Source organism: Pseudomonas sp. LBUM1644 (assembly GCF_059716195.1).
The window spans coordinates 1678055-1696953 of the sequence record NZ_CP166812.1; the positions used below are offsets into that span (position 1 = coordinate 1678055).

Annotated in this window: 16 protein-coding genes; 10 read left to right on the top strand and 6 right to left on the bottom strand. The window is 57.5% G+C overall.

The genetic code is table 11. The annotated features are described in order from the left end of the window. The first annotated feature begins 102 nt into the window (after positions 1 to 102). From bamJ to ACA052_RS07695, 9 genes are all read left to right on the top strand, one after another. A complete protein-coding gene (gene bamJ, locus ACA052_RS07655; RefSeq protein WP_157710663.1) occupies positions 103 to 819 on the top strand; it encodes a BamJ family beta-barrel-assembly machinery protein in 717 nt (238 codons plus the stop codon). Between the two features lie 294 nt (positions 820 to 1113). Then, positions 1114 to 1569: a YkvA family protein gene (locus ACA052_RS07660; RefSeq protein ID WP_497649109.1), complete on the top strand. Its 456-nt coding sequence runs from the start codon at positions 1114 to 1116 to the stop codon at positions 1567 to 1569. A 330-nt stretch (positions 1570 to 1899) separates the two neighbouring features. After that, on the top strand, positions 1900 to 2241 hold the full coding sequence (locus ACA052_RS07665; protein ID WP_497649110.1) for a helix-turn-helix domain-containing protein: 342 nt from the start codon (positions 1900 to 1902) through the stop codon (positions 2239 to 2241). Then, a complete protein-coding gene (locus ACA052_RS07670) occupies positions 2238 to 2609 on the top strand; it encodes a hypothetical protein (protein WP_003223109.1) in 372 nt (123 codons plus the stop codon). The genes ACA052_RS07665 and ACA052_RS07670 overlap by 4 nt, the downstream gene beginning before the upstream one ends. Further along, positions 2610 to 3014 (top strand): SEL1-like repeat protein, encoded by a 405-nt coding sequence (locus ACA052_RS07675; protein ID WP_497649111.1) that lies wholly within the window; start codon positions 2610 to 2612, stop codon positions 3012 to 3014. Between the two features lie 241 nt (positions 3015 to 3255). Next, positions 3256 to 8034, top strand: coding sequence for an RHS repeat-associated core domain-containing protein (locus tag ACA052_RS07680; protein WP_497649112.1), 4779 nt, complete (start codon positions 3256 to 3258; stop codon positions 8032 to 8034). Between the two features lie 2 nt (positions 8035 to 8036). Then, on the top strand, positions 8037 to 8390 hold the full coding sequence (locus tag ACA052_RS07685; protein ID WP_497649113.1) for a hypothetical protein: 354 nt from the start codon (positions 8037 to 8039) through the stop codon (positions 8388 to 8390). Positions 8391 to 8513: 123 nt separating this feature from the next. Beyond that, a complete protein-coding gene (locus ACA052_RS07690) occupies positions 8514 to 9491 on the top strand; it encodes a tetratricopeptide repeat protein (protein WP_497649114.1) in 978 nt (325 codons plus the stop codon). Between the two features lie 341 nt (positions 9492 to 9832). Continuing rightward, on the top strand, positions 9833 to 10156 hold the full coding sequence (locus ACA052_RS07695) for a hypothetical protein (RefSeq protein WP_497649115.1): 324 nt from the start codon (positions 9833 to 9835) through the stop codon (positions 10154 to 10156). Between the two features lie 221 nt (positions 10157 to 10377). On the opposite strand, the gene ACA052_RS07700 is transcribed toward ACA052_RS07695, so the two are convergent. Continuing rightward, positions 10378 to 12168: a bifunctional diguanylate cyclase/phosphodiesterase gene (locus ACA052_RS07700; protein ID WP_497649116.1), complete on the bottom strand. Its 1791-nt coding sequence runs from the start codon at positions 12166 to 12168 to the stop codon at positions 10378 to 10380. Positions 12169 to 12302: 134 nt separating this feature from the next. Then, positions 12303 to 14384, bottom strand: a complete 2082-nt coding sequence (locus ACA052_RS07705) for a carboxy terminal-processing peptidase (RefSeq protein ID WP_497650280.1) — start codon at positions 14382 to 14384, stop codon at positions 12303 to 12305. 140 nt (positions 14385 to 14524) lie between these two features. On the opposite strand from ACA052_RS07705, the gene ACA052_RS07710 reads away from it, so the two are divergent. Beyond that, a complete protein-coding gene (locus tag ACA052_RS07710) occupies positions 14525 to 15487 on the top strand; it encodes a zinc-binding dehydrogenase (protein WP_497649117.1) in 963 nt (320 codons plus the stop codon). A 114-nt stretch (positions 15488 to 15601) separates the two neighbouring features. On the opposite strand, the gene ACA052_RS07715 is transcribed toward ACA052_RS07710, so the two are convergent. The 4 genes from ACA052_RS07715 to ACA052_RS07730 are packed head-to-tail and all read right to left on the bottom strand — an operon-like array spanning position 15602 to position 18899. Next, complete coding sequence (locus ACA052_RS07715) at positions 15602 to 16255, bottom strand: HAD family hydrolase (protein WP_497649118.1); 654 nt, start codon at positions 16253 to 16255, stop codon at positions 15602 to 15604. A 34-nt stretch (positions 16256 to 16289) separates the two neighbouring features. Further along, positions 16290 to 17279 carry an ABC transporter ATP-binding protein gene (locus ACA052_RS07720; protein ID WP_497649119.1) on the bottom strand — a complete coding sequence of 330 codons (990 nt, stop codon included), beginning with the start codon at positions 17277 to 17279 and terminating at the stop codon, positions 16290 to 16292. Then, a complete protein-coding gene (locus ACA052_RS07725; protein ID WP_497649120.1) occupies positions 17276 to 18076 on the bottom strand; it encodes an ABC transporter permease in 801 nt (266 codons plus the stop codon). Before ACA052_RS07725 ends, ACA052_RS07720 begins: the two co-directional genes overlap by 4 nt. After that, complete coding sequence (locus ACA052_RS07730; protein WP_497650281.1) at positions 18063 to 18899, bottom strand: ABC transporter permease; 837 nt, start codon at positions 18897 to 18899, stop codon at positions 18063 to 18065. Before ACA052_RS07730 ends, ACA052_RS07725 begins: the two co-directional genes overlap by 14 nt.

The following is an 18899-nucleotide window of genomic DNA, read 5'->3' on the forward strand; positions in this document are numbered from 1 at the left end:
CAGAAGTTTCCTGCTCTCATGCCGGTAGCCATTGGTCGTGGCCGCCTGATAAGCTCGCGGCTTTACTCGATTGCCCTTTAGGCGCATGAACAAGGAAATAGCATGAAACAGCATCGGTTGGCGGCGGCGGTGGCCCTGGTTAGCCTGGTACTTGCGGGTTGCGACTCGCAGACCAGCGTAGAGCTGAAAACTCCGGCGCAAAAAGCTTCCTACGGTATTGGCCTGAACATGGGCAAAAGCCTGGCTCAGGAAGGCATGGATGACCTGGATTCCAAAGCCGTAGCCCAAGGCATCGAAGATGCCGTCGGCAAGAAAGAACAGAAATTGAAGGACGACGAACTGGTCGAAGCCTTCGCAGCACTGCAAAAGCGTGCTGAAGAGCGCATGGCGAAGATGAGTGAAGAGTCGGCAGCCGCCGGCAAGAAATTCCTCGAAGACAACGCCAAGAAAGCCGGTGTAACCACCACCGCTTCCGGTCTGCAGTACGAAGTGGTCAAGAAGGCCGATGGTGCACAGCCTAAGCCGACTGACGTCGTGACTGTTCACTACACCGGCAAGCTGACCAACGGCACCGTTTTCGACAGCTCCGTCGAGCGCGGCAGCCCGATCGATCTGCCGGTCAGCGGCGTGATTCCGGGTTGGGTCGAAGGCCTGCAGCTGATGCACGTTGGCGAGAAGTACAAACTGTACATTCCTAGCGAACTGGCTTACGGCGCGCAAAGCCCGAGCCCGGCGATTCCAGCCAACTCGGTGCTGGTATTCGACCTGGAACTGCTGGCGATCAAAGATCCGGCAAAACAAGAAGACGCTGCCAAGTAATTTGCGTCTGCTCTGACAACAACGCCTCGCTTATGCGGGGCGTTGTTGCATCCAGGGTTTGGTGAGAGGTAAACAAAGCGAACGGATGCTGTAGGCTGGAGTCATAGCCATTGAGGACGCTCGTACTAGCCGCGCCAGAGCGCCAAGTCAATGAAATCTTGGGTTTTTTTATGTGAGTAAAAAACGCCCGATCTGAGTCAGGCCCATACGCAACGGGGCTTTCAGCCGTGAAATGCAGCTCTGTTCACAAGGTTATCCACAATTTGTGTGGATAACATTTCAGCGGGAGGAATGATGAAAGCACCCTGGAATTTCGCTCGTTTCTTGCCTCTGGCCGGACGCCTGCTCGCCCGTGGACGTTTGCCGACCTTGTTGTTCGCAGTCGCCAGCAAAGGTGCCAGCCAGGGCGCCCGCCTGGGCAAACTCAAGGACGACCTGCGTTTGCTGCAGGCACTGTGCCTTGCCTATTGGCGTGGTGAATACCGCGCCATTAGCCCGAAGGCGCTGATCTCGGTGGTCGCAGGCCTGATGTATTTCCTCAGTCCGGTTGATGCGATTCCGGATTTCATTCCGGTTTTCGGCATGCTCGACGACATTGCCGTATTGGCGTGGCTGATGAAAGTCCTCGACGACGAACTCAATGCCTTCCGTGCCTGGCGGAATCGTCAGCAGCCTGAGAAGCTTGCAGTAGTCGAGCGCTTGCCCGATACCCCTGAACAACTTCAGCTGCAGGGGCCGAAAAAAAGCTGAGCTGATTGAGTAATGCCTGTCAGTTAAGAAATTCCAAGTGAGACACGCTACCTGTAGCAGCTGGCGAAGCCTGCGTTCGGCGGCGAAGCCGTCGTAAAACCTGTGCACATGGTGTTTCTGATGCACCGCGTCGACTGACTCCTCGACGGCTTCGCCGCCGAACGCAGGCTTCGCCAGCTGCTACAAATCGCAATACGGCTTAACTGATCGGCATTAAGCCGATTGAGTACCCTTCCTATATTCATACCCCCGCGACCTTGGCCGCTGTTAGGATTACACTTCTAAGGAAAAGCGCCGACTCGCTAAGTGTCGTTGTCCTACGGGGAAGTCATGGATATTCAGATAATCACACGCGAAGGCGAGCCCGAATATGCGGTACTGCCGTGGGCTCAGTATCAGGCTCTACTGAAAGCAGCAGGTATCAATGAGCAGCCGGCGCCCGACGCACCGGTGCGTCACGCCGCAACACCAGACCAGATTCTTCCAGGCCTGGATCAACTACGCAGTTTGCGCGAAGGGAAGGGCATCGCCATCGAGGCACTGGCCCGCACGGTAGGCATCAGCCCGTCTTATCTGGCCTTGATCGAAAGTGGCGAGCGTCAACCCGACGCTGCGATTCGCCGCAGCCTGGCCTGGGAATTGACGGTGCCAGGGTGGAGGGATGAATCGTGAGCGTACGCATCAGTCGTCAACATTGGGACGGGTTGCTGGGCGAACTGGACCAGGCCCGCCGCCAGCGCCATCTACTGACTTACCGCGCATTGCTGGAGCGTTTGCAGTTGCCCACGCCGGCCATGCAAACCCTGACCGCGGCCCTTGAGCATCTGGCCGCCCTGGACGCCAAAGCCGAGCAGCCCCTGCGCAGCTCACTGGTGATCAGCCAGGGTGCCAGCCGTCTGCCACGCACTGGTTTCTTCGAGTGTGTCGAGCGCCTGGGGCGTTTCTCCGGCCCGTCCGATGGCGTCGCAGCCGCATCCTGGCATGCCTCGGAAGTGGTGCGAGTGTTCGAATACGAGTACCCGGAATCGGCGGAGGCCTGAGTGTTTTTAAAACTCAAGGCGCGGGCAAGCTACTGGCTGGCCCGCCGTTTGTTTCATTGGTCGTGGTTTGTGCGCCAGCCGCGTGGCTGGAGCTGGCTCGAAGGCCAGTTCGCCCGCATGGCGAACCTGGGTGATGTCGGCGCCCAGAGCTTCTATGGCCACATCCTGACCTTTCGCGGCGTTGGCCTTGGGGCGCGTGAGGAAGGTGTGCGCTTGCTGCGCCTGGCGGCGTTGGCGGGTGATGGCAAAGCGGCGTATCAGGTAGGCGTGATCAGCCTGGCGGGCACGCCGAGCAAGGCGCCCGACCCGGCTGAAGCAGCTCGGTTCTGGACCATTGCTGCCAAGGCCGGGCATCCGTTGGCTGAGATCAAACTTAAAGAGTTGGCGTCTCGCGGGTCTGAGTAAAAACCCCATAGTTGTCCGAAAAACGAACGTGGCGTGAGGGAAACCTCTCGCCACGTTTGCGTTTTTGCCTGCATGTTTTTCGGTGATCGTTATTTAGAGATTTGCCCTACAGCTACGTCCTACTTTCCTGACTTCTTTCTGGACTGATCCCCCGCAAAGTCTCGCGCGCCCATTTTCTGCGCGAGGGATTGCTCATGATCGACCTGGTTTTTCGCTTCACTTCATGCCGTGCGGTGGGTTGATGGAGCACATCGACCGTATCGAGCAGGAACTCGACAGTTTTCCGGACACCTTGTCGCTTTACCGCGAACAGCTGAAGGGTTGGTTCAACCGGGCGGCGGACACGGTGAGTCGCGCCACGGACACGCCCTCGCTGGTGGGCATGGATCGGCAGATCAAACTGGGTGACACCACCGCGTCGGTGAGTAGTGGCGATGACGATTTTTTCTCCAGTGTTGCGCAGTGTCCGCAGAGCGGGATTCTCGAGATCGAGAGCAAGTTCGAGTCGGTTTACGACATTCCGCTGGGGAATATTCAGGTCGATGTGATCGCGCAGGACGGGGGCGAGCGCAAATCAATCACGCTCGATAAACATGGCAAGGGTTGGTTTAAAGGCATTCCGGGCAAGTTCTATTGGGTTCATGTCCAAAGTGAAGTCACCCCGAAGCAAATTGATGAGCTTTTCTCCTCTTACGACGGGCTGAGCGAACAGCTCGAAGCCTGGTTGCGCAGTGAGTGGCAAGGGTTCAAACCGCAGTGGTCGCAGTCTGCTTTTGTCGCGGCGGGTAACGGGATGCTCGCGGGGAGTTGGGCGGCTGTCATTGGTGTGTGGGACAGCCTCAGCCTGCTTTCGGACATTCTGCAGAATCCACGCAAGTTTGTTGAACGCTTGGGTAGCAGCGCTGATGAACTGGTCGAACTGGCGAAAACTGCGCCGCAAGCGATGGCAAAACTCCAACTGCTGGTCAGTGATGAAGCGGCACTGTGTTTACTGCTGCGCACCACCAGCCTCTGGCTGGAAATGCTGCCACCCAGCGAGATTGCCGGTAAAACCGCCGAAGCTGTATCAACCGTGGTGGTTCAGCTGCTCATCGACATTCTGATCGGGGTGGTCTTGACCTTCGCGGGCGCGGGGGCGGGCATTGCCTATCTGGGTATGCGTCTTGCGAATTACGGCGCCCCGATCGTCAGCGCGGTATCGGGTTTCGTAAAAGCGATCTTCACCCTCATCAACAATTTCATGACCTACGTCGACCGCTATAAAAAGGTCGCCGCGCGCGGCGTGGCAGCGGGTGTGAAAAAAGGCGGGGTGCACTTGCGTTGGGACGCCAAGCGCAACACCACACTCAAACAAAACGAACACCACGATAACGTCCCGGTTCAGGCGAAGAACCCCAACGGCGACAGCGCCGAGGCCGCCGATAAAACCGCCACCAACAAATGCCCGGTGTCGATGGTCACCGGCGAAGAGCTGCTGACCCTCACCGACGCTGCGCTGGACGGGATTTTGCCGTTCGACTTCACCCGACTTTATCGCACCAGTGCTGCCGAGATCGATAGCGGCCTGGGTTTCGGCTGGAGCCATTCGTTATCCCATCGACTGGACATCGACGGCGACACGGTCATCTGGATCGACCACGAAAACCGGCGCACCACGTTCCCTCTGCCGAGTGTGGGACGCCCGGCGATCCACAACAGCCTGTCGCGGGCGGCGATTTTTCTCGGTGATCAACCCGAAGAACTGATCCTCGCCCAGGCCGGTGACGACACGCGGTTTTATCACTTCATCAATGGTCGACTGAGCGCGATCAGCGACGGTTATGACAACCGCCTGCGCGTCACTCACGACCGCCGCGACCGTATCCATCGCCTCGACAACGGCGCCGGCCGCGCTTTGTTGTTGCGTTATGACCGAGCGCATTTGGTCGCCATCGACTACCAGCGTTTTGTCCCGGCCGACACGCTGGCCGAGGCTTGGGTCACCGAACAGACGCTGGTCAGCTATCGCTACGACGAACGCAGTCGACTGATCGAAGCCAGCAACGCCATTGGCGAAAGTGAACGCTACGACTACGACGACCAGCACGTCATCCTGCAACGGCAACTGGCCGGTGGGGCGAGTTTCTTTTGGGCGTGGGAAAGGTCTGGCAAGGCTGCCAGATGCATCCATCACTGGGCGTCGTTCGCGCAGATGGACGCGCGGTATGTCTGGGGTGACCAGGGTAGCGTCACCGTCCAGAACAGCGATGGCAGCGAAGAGGTTTACCAGCACGACGACCGGGCGCGGCTTGTGCGCAAGGTCGAATTGGATGGCGGTGAACAGCTCAATGCCTATGACGATAAAGGCCGGCTGATTGCCGAGCAGGATCCGCTGGGTGCGGTTACGGAATATCACTACGACGAAGTCGGACGGCTGGTCGCGCTGATTCCGCCGGAAGACGAGCCAACGGCCTACGAGTATCGCGACGGTTTCCTGCACGCGCGGTTTCGCGGCAAAGCCGTCTGGAAGTACCAACGCAATGCTCAGGGCGACGTCACCGAAGCGACCGATCCTGACGGGCAAGTCACCCACTATGACTACGACGAAAAAGGGCGGCTGCTGTCGATCCGTTACCCGGATCTCAGCCGGCATGTCTTCGTCTGGAATGCGTTGGGGCAACTGGTCGAAGAGACCGTGCCGGACGGTGGACAGCGGCGGTTTTCCTACGACGCGTTGGGGCGGAGGATTACCGCTCAGGACGAATACGGCGCCGTTACCCGGTACGAGTGGGACGCCGTTGGCCGACTGATCCAGACCACGCTGCCCAATGGGGCCACGCGCGCTTTCAGCTACAACGCCTACGGCAAGATCACCGCTGAACGCGACGAACTGGGTCGCGTCACGCGTTACGAATACCTCGACGAGTTGCACCTGGTCAGTCGCCGGATCAACGCCGACGGCACCCAGCTGAAGTATCGCTACGACAACGCGCAGTTGTTGCTGACCGAGATCGAAAACGAATCCGGCGAAAAATATCAGCTGGACTACACGCCGGGCGGATTGATCCGACAGGAAAGCGGCTTCGACGGGCAGCGCACGGCGTATGCCTACGACCTCAATGGCCATCTGCTGGAAAAAACCGAGTTCGGCGATGACGTTTCGCAGCTGATTACGGCATATGAACGAGACTCGGCCGGGCGTTTGCTGGTCAAGACGCTGGCCGATGGCGTCAAGGTTGAGTACCGCTACGACAGCCTCGGCCGACTGGTCAGCGTCGATGACGGCCACGATCACCCGCTGGAGTTCGAGTACGACCCACAGGACCGGCTGATCACCGAACACCAGGGCTGGGGCACGTTGCGTTATGGCTATGACGCCTGCGGCCGGCTCAACCGCCTGCGCCTGCCGGACGGCAGCAAACTCGACTACCACCACGCCAAGGGCGGCGCCCTGACGGCCATCGACCTCAACGGGGCGCGACTCACCACTCACCAATTCACCTTCGGTCGCGAGCAGCAACGCCAACAAGGCCTGTTGCTCAGCGATTTCGCCTACGACGACCAAGGACGTTTGAAGGCTCATGCCGTCAGTCAACACCAGCAACCGCTTTACCGCCGCGACTATGCCTACAGCCTCAACGGCAACCTCGACAGCATCGCCGACACTCGCCACGGCCAGCGCAGCTACCAGTACGACCCACTCAACCGCCTGAACCGCGTTCGCCATACCCGCGACGACCCACCGGAAAGCTTCGCCCACGACCCCGCCGGCAACCTGCTGATGCAGGACCGCCCCGGCGCGGCGAAGGTGGTGGGTAATCGTCTGCTGATGCAGGGCGACCGTCATTACGACTACGACGCCTTCGGCAACCTGATCCGCGAACGGCGTGGCACTGGGCAACAACTGGTCACCGAATATGCCTACGACAGCCAGCACCGCTTGGTCGGCGTCACGTTGCCGGATGGAAGTTGCGCAAGTTATCGCTACGACGCCTTTGGCCGCCGCATCGCCAAAACCGTCGACGGCAAAACCACCGAATTCTTCTGGCAAGGCGACCACCTAGTCGCCGAAAGCAGCCGCGAACACTACCGCAGCTACGTCTACGAGCCCGACAGCTTCCGCCCGCTGGCGATGCTCGACGGCAAGGGGCCGCGTAAGGCCTGCCCGTTTTACTACCAACTCGATCACCTGGGGACACCGCAGGAACTCACCGATTACGGTGGTGAAATCGTGTGGTCGGCGAAGTACAACGCCTACGGCAAAGTCACGCGGTTGGCGTTCGGCGGAGGCGAGCAGCTCGAACAACCACTGCGGTTTCAGGGGCAGTACTTTGATACGGAGAGCGGCCTGCACTACAACCGGCATCGGTACTATGATCCGGATGTCGGGCGATACCTGACGCCGGATCCGGTTAAGTTGGCGGGTGGGCTGAACCAATATCAGTACACGCCGAATCCGACGGGGTGGGTTGATCCGTTGGGGTTGAGCGGGAATTGTCCGCCGCCGAATAAGCCTGGCTGTTCGGCGCCGGATGATGTTGCTGGCGCTAAAGTAGATGAGGGTGAGCCTGCTCTGCCGAGATTGGCAGCAGAGCAGCGGCGGGCTCGGATTGATGAGCTAGCGGAAGCAAATGCTTACAGACGTTTAGATGAGATGGAGAAGTCCACAAATGGTGCTCACTTTCTCGAAAAGCACGGCAAGCAGACTAGTTTGGAGTCCCAGCGAGAGCGGGTAACGACAGGAAGGAACCCAACAACCGGAATAATTGAAAGGTACACAACTGGAAGTAAAACTGGTCAGCCGAAAATACCTAGCGCAGCGACACGTTATATAAGCTATAGGGATCAACTGAATGCCATTAACCGCGCTCAGCTAATATTTAGACAAAGCGGTCATGCAGCATCTAAAGAACCAATGAACATGGGAAAACAAATTGGTGAAGGATATAAGCGTGACGGCTTAGTATATGGAAAGCAAACAGATGCAGTCGTTATACTAGATACGGCTGGCGCTCCGATTACAACATATGCGGACTTTTGAGTATGAAACGTATTCCTAAACTTTCTATTTTGCGCGGTCTGCTTTTTTTGTTCGATATTGACAATGTTGATAGCGAAGAAAGAGAGAAGATCATAGTTTCTAAGAATGTCAATGATGAAGCTGAACTCACTGAGCTGTTCGATATGCTTATGTATCCAGAATTTACTTCCTATAGCGAAAGCGATCGCGAGTGGTATATCGATACATTGGTTTATTATTTGGGCGCCGGTGAACGCTTTGACTCTGTTTTTGATAAATTAACAACCTATTTTGATGAAGATGTGGCAGATCGGCGGAGGTTTATGCGGGTTTTATTGGAGTGTTTGTTGAGGTATCAGGCTGAGTTAGTAAAATAAAGTTGCCGTCAGTTTTTGTGTAATGGTGATTAAACTAGCTTGTCTTCTTTGTGTCTGATTGGCGTTTGATTTGACGTCAGTCTGAATGACGTATATGAGTGTTGGCGCTATGGAAGGTGTTTTGTGATTTGCTCGTTGAAAAAAATTAGATTTAGTTTGCCAGCCGTGGCTTTAATGTTGGCTGGTAACGCTTGGGCCAATCAGTCGGAGGATTTGCTTGCCGCGATGGAGTCGGGGAAATGTAATCCCGAGGCCGTAATGCTACATGATATGGCCTTGACGGGTGACGCTGTAAGCCAACTGGCTTTTGCTAACGCAGCTGATAAAAATTTATGTGGTGTAGTAGAAATGTGGTGGGAGTATTCATTTGATTGGTATCGAAAGTCTGCCGAGCAGGGAAACGCTGCTGCGCAAGCAGCACTTGCAAAGTATCTTGCAACCCATTGGAATCGCGAGAACGAAACAGAGGCTTTAGTCTGGTATCAGCGTGCGGCCGATCAGGGGAATGCGGACGCAAAATTTGGTCTGGCCCAAATGTATGGGCGTGGAAAGACCAAATCGGATAACCTGCGAAAAGATGATGAGTTGGCTCTTAAATTGTATAAGGAAGCCGCTGCGGCAGGCCATGAAATGTCTTGGTTTGTCCTGTCTCATATTTATGAGACTGGTAGCAATGGTGAAGAAAAAAATGAAGTGGTCGCAGCATATTGGAATCGAAAAGCTGCTGAAAAAGGGAACTCTTCCGCGCAAAGGCGATTAGCGCGTATGTATGAGCAGGGTCGTGGTGTCGATAAAGATTATGAGGGGGCTAGGAGTTGGTATAAAAAGGCTGCCGCTCAAGATGATATGTATTCACAGACTAGCTTGGCTAAAATGTATCGGAGTGGTAGAGGCGGTCCACGGGATGAAAAACGGGCGCTTCAGCTGTTTCATAAAGCGGCTGAGGCCGGCGAATCTAATGCTCAGTTTGAGCTAGGAATGATATATGCAAAAGGCTTAATTGGGATGGCCCGTAATGAAGAGAAGTCAATGTACTGGCTTAAAAAGTCTGCGAACTCTTGGAATCCATTGGCGATTAAGGAGCTTGAAAGACAGCGCTAGGGGCGATTTTTTTGGGACAAGGTCGTCGGAAATTTCCTTCAAGTTGTAGCGGTTTCCATGAACTGGTGTGAAATGTATTCCATCGATAGTCTTTGGTGGTCACTGAAAATTCAGTGGCGGGGTGTAGGAACCCTTCAAGACCGATGGGATGCTCTTAGCGTCAATGCTTGGTTTGCGGCCGTTCACATGCGTCCGTAGAATCATTTGCGGCGGCTATGTGCGGGCACGCTTCTGCGTGGTCGAGTTTTCCCAAAGGTCTCGATATTCCTACCTCGCGCATAGCTGCCACCCTAGCCTGTAGGAAGGCTGATGGCAGCTCCTATTGTTCTTTGGGAGTTCTAATGACAACACTTAAACCCGATCCACTCTACGAAAAACCAACCCCCCACCCCGAAAACCGCTTCATGGCGCTCACCAGCAACTGCGATGACATGCCCACCCTGTTCGTCGATACCCGCGCACCGCTCGATGTTTTGTATGACGCCGCCAGCTACCGAATTCGCGCCGTCACCCAAGTGATGGAGAACCTGTCCATGCGTGGGTCGATCGAGTGTCAGTCTTTCATTCTCAGTGACTTTGCGTTGCTCTGCGCCATTCCGTTGCGGGATGGGTGTGATGTGCTGGATGTGTTGGGGCGGCGGTTGAGGGCGCGACCTTCGGCGTGACGCCGGCGGCTTTCTCTTGTTAGCAAATTTGGCTGATGCGCAAGTCTTGTAGCAGCTGGCGAAGCCTGCGTTCGGCTGCGCAGCAGACGTAAAATCAGAAAGCGCGGTGTTTCAGGTGCAGCGTGCAGGCAGGGTTTACGACTGCTGCGCAAGGGCAAGATCAAAGGATCGCAGCCTTCGGCAGCTCCTACAGGGGGATTTTGTAGGCTGCGATCTTTTGATCACCGATGCCCGGCGATCAACGCCTCTTCGGCAACCGGCACCGCCAGGCTATCAATCACATGCACGCTATACCCCGGCACATTCTTCGCGTGGTGCTTGGCCTGTGAGGCCATCTCCGCCAACTGGCTTGCATCGAGTTGTCCACAGGCCTGTGGATGAAGATGCACCACACCGATGGACAGTGACAGCAACGGAAACTCCTGGCGCACACCCTGGCGGTTCGGTGCGATAAAACAGCCGGCTTCCAGGTGTTCGCTGCGGTAGAAGCGCCGGCATTGGCTCTGGAAGTCGTCCAGCAACTGGTTCAAACGTTTGCGCCATTCTTCGGGGCCGAGCACCAGCAGGAAGTCATCACCGCCGATATGGCCGACGAAGTCGCGGGACGGGTCGACGCGATCGTTCAGGCATTGCGCCAGGCAGAGTAGGACTTCATCCCCACGGCCGTAGCCGTAGATGTCGTTGAAGGGTTTGAAGCTGTCGATGTCGACGTAGCAGATCACCGATTCCCTTTCCTGTTGCAGCAGCCGTGTCAGGCATTGCTGGATCGGCACATTGCCGGGCAGCAGGGTCAGCGGGTTGGCGTAGCGGGCTTGTTGGATTTTCAGTTCGGTAATCAGCTTGAGCACGTCGATCACCCGCCCCAATCCCAGATAACCGCCATTGAGGGTGATGATGAAATCCTCCTCGATGCGTTGTCTGGCGCGGCTGGTGATCAGCCGGCTGACCTGTTGCAGTGACTGGCTCATTTCAACGGCGAGGAAGTCGTCGTTCATCAATCGGCTGATGGGTTTACGGGCGAACAGGTCGGTGGCAAAGGGCTTGAGCAGCGCATCCGAGAGCGAATGCCGATGGACGATGCCGCAAGGATGTCCTTGCTCGTCAAGCACCGCCAGCGAGTTCAGGTTGGCCTGGCGGCGGAAGGCTTCCAGCACTGTGGCGGTCGGTGTATCGCGAGACACCGCCGGTTGCTCGTTGAGCAAAGCACTGAGGTCGCTGCCTTCCTCGTTCAGCGCGATGGCGGTGCTGTCGTGTTTGGGCATCAGGTTTCGAGCATCCCTTGGCGGATGTTCTTGCGGCCGGCATAACAGATAGCCCTGGACCAGATCGACACCCATGTCGGTCAGCACCGCGAGTTCTTCCGGCAGTTCAATACCCTCGGCGATCACTTGAGCCCGTGAAGCCTTGGCGATTTGCAGTATCGAGCCGACGAACTCTCGCTTGAGGGCGTCCTGATGGATGCCGTCGATGAAATGCCGATCGATCTTCACGTAATCCGGGCGCAATTCGGACCAGAGTCGCAGGCTCGAGTAGCCCGCCCCCAAATCATCCAGCGCAATGGAAAAGCCCATTGCCCGATAGTGATGCAGGGCGGTTTGCAATAGCTGGAAATCGTCGGTCGGCGTCTGCTCGGTGAGTTCGATCACCACCTGACTGGGTGGAATACCGAAATCCTGCAGTAATTGCAGTGTGCGTCCCGGTTGATGTGCAGCTTCAAGCAGGGACTCTGGGGAAACGTTGAGGAACAATTTGCCGGGCAACTGTTGTTCGTTGAAACGTCGACAGGCACTTTCGCGGCAAGCAATTTCCAGCTCGCTCAGGCGACCGGCCTGGCGGGCAACGGCGAACAACGCGATAGGGGAGTGCAGCGGACTGTTGGAGGGGCCGCGGCTGAGGGCTTCGTAGCCGACAATGCGTCGTTCAGAGAGGGAAATGATCGGCTGGAACAGGCTGTGCAAACCGCTTTGAGCCAAAATGGAACTCAAGGCACTCAGCTGTTCTGTCGTGGTCATGGCGTTCTCTGGCGATAAAAAAAGGACTGGGAGCAAGAAGCTCCCAGTCCCTTATTTCACGACAGAATGATGACTATTTGATGACGCTCCGGAGAGCGTCAGCATTAAATTGCCATCATCTTGCTTGTAACAACTTAGTGCTTGGCGACCGCAGTGTTGAGTTTCAGGTAGTCCAACAGAATCCGGCCTGTTTCGCTGAGGTAGGCGTCGTCTTCCGGTTTGGTCTTGTCTGGCTCGGCCGCGATGGCGTCTTCGTCTTCTTTCTTCAGTTCCTTCAGCGGTTCTTCGCCCTTGGCCTTGCGGCGGATGTTTTCCATCACCAGCTGCTTGGCTTCGATGTCGGCATGCTGCGCACGACGTTCGGCTTCGTTGAGGCTGACGGTTTTTTCTTCCATCAGTTTCTGGGCCAGGGCCAGCTTGTCGCGGATGAACACGAACTCGGCGTCCTTGGCCGAGCGCACATCGTGCTCGGACTTGAGTTGCGCGATGTACGGCTTGAACGGATCAACCGCTGGCTTGATGGCCGCCTTGATGGTGTCCCACGGCATGGCTTCCGGCAGGGCGCTTTCGCCGATTTCCTTGGTGTCGATGATCGACGGGTAATCGATGTCCGGCAATACGCCCTGGTGCTGGGTGCTCTGGCCGGAAACCCGGTAGAACTTGGCCAGGGTCAGTTTCAGTTCGCCATGGTTCAGCGGCTGGATGGTCTGCACGGTGCCTTTACCGAAGGTCTGGCCGCCGATGATCAACGCGCGGTGGTAGTCCTGCATGGCGCCGGCGAAAATCTCCGAAGCCGACGCGGACAAGCGGTTGACCAGCAACGCCATCGGGCCTTTGTAGAAGGCGCCAGGGTTTTCATCTTCCAGAACATCGACGCGGCCATCGGCGTTACGCACGAGAACGGTCGGCCCTTTGTCGATGAACAGGCTGGTCAGCTCGGTGGCTTCCTGCAAGGAACCGCCGCCATTGTTGCGCAGGTCGATGACCACGCCGTCGACCTTGTCTTTCTGCAACTCGGTCAGCAGCTTCTTGACGTCACGGGTGGTGCTCTTGTAATCAGGATCGCCAGCACGGAATGCCTTGAAGTCCAGATAGAAGGCCGGGATCTCGATGATGCCGAGCTTGTAGTCCTTGCCGTCCTGCTTCAGGTTGAGGACCGATTTTTTCACGGCCTGGTCTTCAAGCTTCACGGCTTCTCGGGTGATCGGCACGATCTTGGTGGTCTGGTCGTTCGGCGCGTTGCTGGCCGGAATCACTTCCAGGCGCACCACGGTGCCTTTCGGCCCCCGGATCAGCTTGACCACTTCGTCCAGGCGCCAGCCGACCACGTCGACGATCTCTTTGTTGCCTTGGGCAACGCCAATGATCTTGTCGGCCGGGGCGACCTGCTTGGTCTTGTCGGCAGGGCCTGCCGGCACCAGGCGCACGACTTTCACCTGGTCGTTGTCGCTCTGCAACACGGCACCGATGCCCTCGAGGGACAGGCTCATATTGATGTCGAAGTTTTCCGCGTTATCTGGCGACAGATAATTGGTGTGTGGGTCGTAGGACATGGCGAAGGTGTTGATGTACGCCTGGAAGATGTCTTCCGGACGGGTCTGGTCCAGACGCGTCAGCTGATTTTTGTAACGCTTGGTCAGGGTTTCCTGAATCTGCTTGGAGTCTTTGCCGGCAATCTTCATGCGCAGCACTTCGTCCTTGACGCGTTTGCGCCACAGGTCGTTGAGCTCTGCGGTGGATTTGAGCCAAGGGGCGTCCTTGCGATCGATCAGCAAGGTTTCCTTGGTGGTGAAGTCGATTTTGTCGACGCCCTTGTTCAGCTCTGCAAGGGCGAAGTCCAGACGCGCTTTGACGCGGTCCAGGTAGCGCTTGTAGATGGTGAACCCGGCGTTCAGGTCGCCGCTTTTGAGGAAGTCGTCGAACTGGGTTTTCCACTTGTCGAATTCGGCAATGTCGCTGGCCATGAAGTAGCTACGCGACGGATCCAGCAGCTTGAGGTAGCTGTCATAGATGATCACCGAGCGTGCGTCATCGAGCGGCGGTTTGCTGTAGTGATGGCGCTTTAACAGCTCCACGACGTTCAGGCTGGCGATCACTTCATCACGATCAGGCTGAAGCTTGTCCCAGCTATTGGCTGCGAACGTATTGCTCGACATCGGCATCAGGCCGATACCAATGAATAGGGCTAGGGCGGTGCTGGGGAACAGATGCTTCATGCTGATTCGACGCGGGGACAATTGATCACGCATATTAGGCCGTCTTTGAAGTCGCCGGTTCCACAAAGGGCCGGTCACATAATGCAAGAAAGCCCGGCGCTACCGCTTCGGGCTCAGTCCAGACTCACTATGGAGGCACTGTGAAAGCATTGCAAGGCGTTGACGGTCAAGTGGAGTGGGTTGAGGCGCCGAGTCCGACCTGCGATGTAGGACAAGTTCGGATTCGAGTAGCGGCAGCGGGCCTCAATCGAGCGGATTTATTACAGAAGGCGGGCCTGTATCCGCCACCGCCGGGGGCCAGTCAGGTGCTGGGTCTAGAGTGTTCGGGGGTGATCAGCGAGGTCGGTCCGGGCTCATCCTGGCAGGTCGGAGATCGGGTCTGCGCCTTGCTGGCCGGGGGCGGGATGGCCGAGGAGGTGGTTGTCGACGGACGGCACGTGTTACCGGTACCCGACGGAATGTCGTTGGCCGAAGCCGCCGCATTGCCGGAAGTGTACGCGACCGTTTGGCTGAATTTATTTCAACTGGCGGCGCTCAAGCCGGGTGAGAAAGTTCTCCTGCACGCCGGAGCAAGTGGAATTGGTTCAGCTGCCATTCAGCTGTGCAAGGCGTTTGGTAACCCGTGCTGGGTCAGCGTCGGCTCCTCCGAGCGCCTGGCGTACTGTGAAGCCTTGGGTGCGCAGGGCGGCGTGGTGCGCACCGGGGATCTGGAAAGCCTGAGGGACCTGGGGCCGTTCGATGTCATTCTCGACCCTGTCGGCGGCAACTACGCCGCGCTGAATCTCAAAATGCTGGCCTTGGATGGTCGTTGGGTGCTGATCGGCTTGATGGGTGGCCGTGAGGCGAAGCTGGATCTGGCGCAGGTACTGGCCAAGCGCGTGCAATTGCTGGGTTCGACTCTGCGCAGCCGCGACGAGCAGTTCAAGGCGGATTTGCTCAGCGATCTCGGCCAGCACGTCTGGCCGCTGTTTGCCGAGGGGCGTTTGAGCCCGCAATTGGCCAAGGCCTTCCCCATTGAGGACGCCGAAGCGGCGTTTGCCGAGTTAGCGACGAACAAGGTGGCGGGGAAGTTGGTGTTGGTGATCGACGAAAGCCTGAGCTGACAATTGTAGGAGCGAGCTTGCTCGCGATGAATTTGAAGGCGGCGCATTTTACCAGGCAGCACGCGTTATCGTTCACGTCCATCGCGAGCAAGCTCGCTCCTACAGGGATCTTGGTTACTTCCAGAGATGGATCGGCCAGCCGGCCTTTTCGGCGTGCTCAAGCAGAGCCGGATCCGGGTTCACAACGTGTGGGAAATCTACCTTCAGCAGCAGCGGCAAATCGTTGCGCGAATCCGAGTAGAAACTCGCGCCTTCCAGGTTTTCCTCTTCGGCGTCCAGCCATTCCAGCAAGCGGGTGATCTTGCCTTCGCGGTAGGTCAGCGTGCCGACCGTGTGGCCGCTATAAACCCCATGCGCCACTTCCAGCTCGATGCCGAGAATCTCGTCGATGCCCAATCGGTCGGCAATCGGCCTGACCAGGTGCGTGCCTGACGCCGAGATCACCAGGATCCGATCGCCAGCCTTGCGATGGGCGGCGATGGTTTTGGTGGCGTCGCTGAAGATGATCGGCTCGATGAAGTCTTCCACCCACGGCCCGACCAAATGGTCGACCTCTGCCGGTGTGCGCCCGATCATCGGCTCGAGGCTGAAGGTCATGTAGTCCTCCATGCGCAACTTGCCGTGGCTGTAAGCGTCCATCAGATCGTTGTTCTGTCGCATGAACGACTCGGGATCGACCCAGCCGAGCCGGCCCATCTGTTCGCTCCAGAGGGTGGCGCAGTCGCCGTGGATCAGGGTTTCGTCCAGATCAAAAATTGCCAGGGCCATCAGTGCGGTTCTCTCTTCAACATCAGCAAAGGCATCAGGCTACCTCACACAGGGCCGTCGGATCGATGGAAAGCGCCAGGCGCTGACCATCGGGATGCAGATCGGCCGCCGAGCGGTTGAGCACATCCACCACCAGTTCCACGCCCCGGGCTTCGACCCGGTAGCGGATCACGTTGCCCAACAGGCTGTGGCTGCGGACCTGCGCGTCAAGCTCGCCGTTCAGGCTCAGTGCGATGGCTTCCGGACGAATCGCGATGCGATGGGTGATCGGCCGTTGCAGTAGTTTGGTGGCGCTGTCGGCGTCCAGCAGGTTGTAGTTGCCAATGAAGCCTGCGGCAAAAACGTCGATCGGCGCGGTGTACAGGGTTTCGGCGTCGCCGCTCTGTACGATCTTTCCCTGATTCATCAGGAAAATCCGGTCGGACATGGTCAGCGCTTCTTCCTGATCGTGTGTGACGAAGATCGTGGTCAAGCCGAGTTCACGCTGAATCTGACGGATTTGCTCGCGCAAGTGCTTGCGGATCCGCGCATCGAGGGCCGACAGCGGTTCGTCCAGCAGCAACAGCCGTGGTCGCGTCACCAAAGAGCGCGCCAGCGCAACGCGCTGGCATTGGCCGCCCGACAGTTGATGCGGATAGCGTGAGGCGAAGTCGTTCAGTTCCACCAGTTTCAGCACTTCGGCGACACGCTTTTGGCTGTCGTCGGCATTGACCTTTTGCATGCGCAAGCCGAAGGCGACGTTCTGCTCCACGGTCATGTTGGGGAACAGGGCGTAGCTCTGGAAAACCATGCCGATCCCGCGTTTCTGCGGGCTCAACGGCACGATGTCGACGCCATCGAGCAGAATCTTGCCGCCATCCACCGACGTCAGGCCGGCGATGCAACGCAGCAGCGTGGATTTACCGCAACCGGACGGGCCGAGCAGGGTGACGAATTCGCCTTTCTGGATTTCGCAGTTGATGTCGCTGAACACCGTGGTGCCGGCGTAGTTTTTCTGCAAGTGTTGGACGCTGACATAGCTCATTCGCTTTTGTCCTTGTTCAAGATATTGGCCGCCCAGGTCAGAACCAGCACAAAGAAGAAGTAGGAAATCACCAGCGCACTGGTGAAATGGCCGCTGCTGTTTCGCATGTTGTTGAGGTAGACCTGCAGGGTTTCGTAGCGGGTGCCGACGAGAATGTTGGCAAACACAAACTCACCGAACAGGAACGAGAACGACAACAGCAGCGCCACCATCAATCCCTTGCGCAGGTTCGGCAGTACTACCAGGAATGCCGCTTGAAAGGTGCTGGCACCGAGCAGTTGGGCGGCGTCCATCAGGTCGTGCAGGTTAATCGCTTGCAGGTTGTTGGTGATCGCCCGGTACATGAACGGCAGCGCCACGGTGAAATAGCAGCCGATCAAAATCCATGGCGTCCCGACCATCGCGAACGGCCCCGAGCCGTAAAGCTGCAACAGTCCCACCGACGACACCACCGGCGGTACCGCGAAGGGCAGCAGGATCAGGATGTTCATTAGCGCATCGAGTTTCGGGAAGTGGTAATGCACCACGAACAGCAGCGGCAGGATCAACACCACCGAGAGAATCAGTGCGCCGACGCAGACCAGCAGCGACTGCCCGAACGCATGCAGGAAACGGGGATCGCTCCACAGTTGGATGTACCACTTCAACGTAAAGCCGCTGGGCAGAATGGTTGCCGACCAACTAGTGGCAATCGAGTAAATCAGCGTGCCGGCCAGCGGCAACAACAGAATGGCAAACAGCAAATACACCACGACGCGGTGGTAGACACCGACGGGGCCCAGATCAGCGCGAGACATGGTAACTCCTCTTCAACAGCAGCTGATGCACGATGGTCACCAGGGTCATCAACGCCACCAGCACCACGGCCAGGGCACTGGCCAGGTTCGGATCCAGGGAGATGTCGCCGGAGACCATCGCCGCGATGCGGATCGGCAGCACGTTGAAGTTACCGGTGGTCAGGGCATACACCGTGGCGTAGGCACCGAGGGCGTTGGCCAGCAGGATCACGAAGGTGCCGAGCAGCGCCGGGGTCAACACCGGCAAACCGATGTGCCGCCAGAACTGCCAGCCATTGGCGCCCAGCAGCGCTGCGGATTCTCGCCAGTCTTCACGCAGGGCGTCAAAGGCCGGGTAGAGCAGCAACACGCCCAGCGGAATCTGGAAATAGGTGTAGAGAAGGATCAGCCCGGTTTTCGAGTACAGGTTGAAATCCTGAATGATCCCGGCCTGTTTGAGCATGATGGTGAAACTGCCGTTGAAGCCCAGCAGGATGATGAATGCGAAGGCCAACGGTACACCGGCAAAGTTGCTGGTCATGTTGGCGAAAGCGTTCACGAAGTTGCGCAGTTTCGAGTCGACCCGACGCAGCGAGTAGGCGCCAAGCAAGGCGATGATGATGCCAAATACGCTGGACCAGAAACTGATCTCGAGACTGTATTGGATCGCCTGCAAGTAAAACTTCGAGCTAAAGATCTTGGTGAAGTTGGCGATGCCCCAGCCGAACTCCTCCGATTCCAGGCTGTTGATCATCACCCAGATCAGCGGGGCGATCTCGAATACGATAAAGAACAGTGCGAAGGGCACCAGGCAGAGTGCTGCCAGCCATTTGCCGCGTGTCAT

Bases quoted from the DNA above. Each gene is read 5' to 3' on its own strand.
- ACA052_RS07660 (WP_497649109.1), top strand. From the start codon at position 1,114: ATGAAAGCACCCTGGAATTTCGCTCGTTTCTTGCCTCTGGCCGGACGC.
- bamJ (WP_157710663.1), top strand. From the start codon at position 103: ATGAAACAGCATCGGTTGGCGGCGGCGGTGGCCCTGGTTAGCCTGGTA.
- ACA052_RS07695 (WP_497649115.1), top strand. From the start codon at position 9,833: ATGACAACACTTAAACCCGATCCACTCTACGAAAAACCAACCCCCCAC.
- ACA052_RS07730 (WP_497650281.1), bottom strand. From the start codon at position 18,899: ATGACACGCGGCAAATGGCTGGCAGCACTCTGCCTGGTGCCCTTCGCA.
- ACA052_RS07665 (WP_497649110.1), top strand. From the start codon at position 1,900: ATGGATATTCAGATAATCACACGCGAAGGCGAGCCCGAATATGCGGTA.
- ACA052_RS07700 (WP_497649116.1), bottom strand. From the start codon at position 12,168: ATGACCACGACAGAACAGCTGAGTGCCTTGAGTTCCATTTTGGCTCAA.
- ACA052_RS07725 (WP_497649120.1), bottom strand. From the start codon at position 18,076: ATGTCTCGCGCTGATCTGGGCCCCGTCGGTGTCTACCACCGCGTCGTG.
- ACA052_RS07685 (WP_497649113.1), top strand. From the start codon at position 8,037: ATGAAACGTATTCCTAAACTTTCTATTTTGCGCGGTCTGCTTTTTTTG.
- ACA052_RS07705 (WP_497650280.1), bottom strand. From the start codon at position 14,384: ATGAAGCATCTGTTCCCCAGCACCGCCCTAGCCCTATTCATTGGTATC.
- ACA052_RS07680 (WP_497649112.1), top strand. From the start codon at position 3,256: ATGGAGCACATCGACCGTATCGAGCAGGAACTCGACAGTTTTCCGGAC.
- ACA052_RS07720 (WP_497649119.1), bottom strand. From the start codon at position 17,279: ATGAGCTATGTCAGCGTCCAACACTTGCAGAAAAACTACGCCGGCACC.
- ACA052_RS07715 (WP_497649118.1), bottom strand. From the start codon at position 16,255: ATGGCCCTGGCAATTTTTGATCTGGACGAAACCCTGATCCACGGCGAC.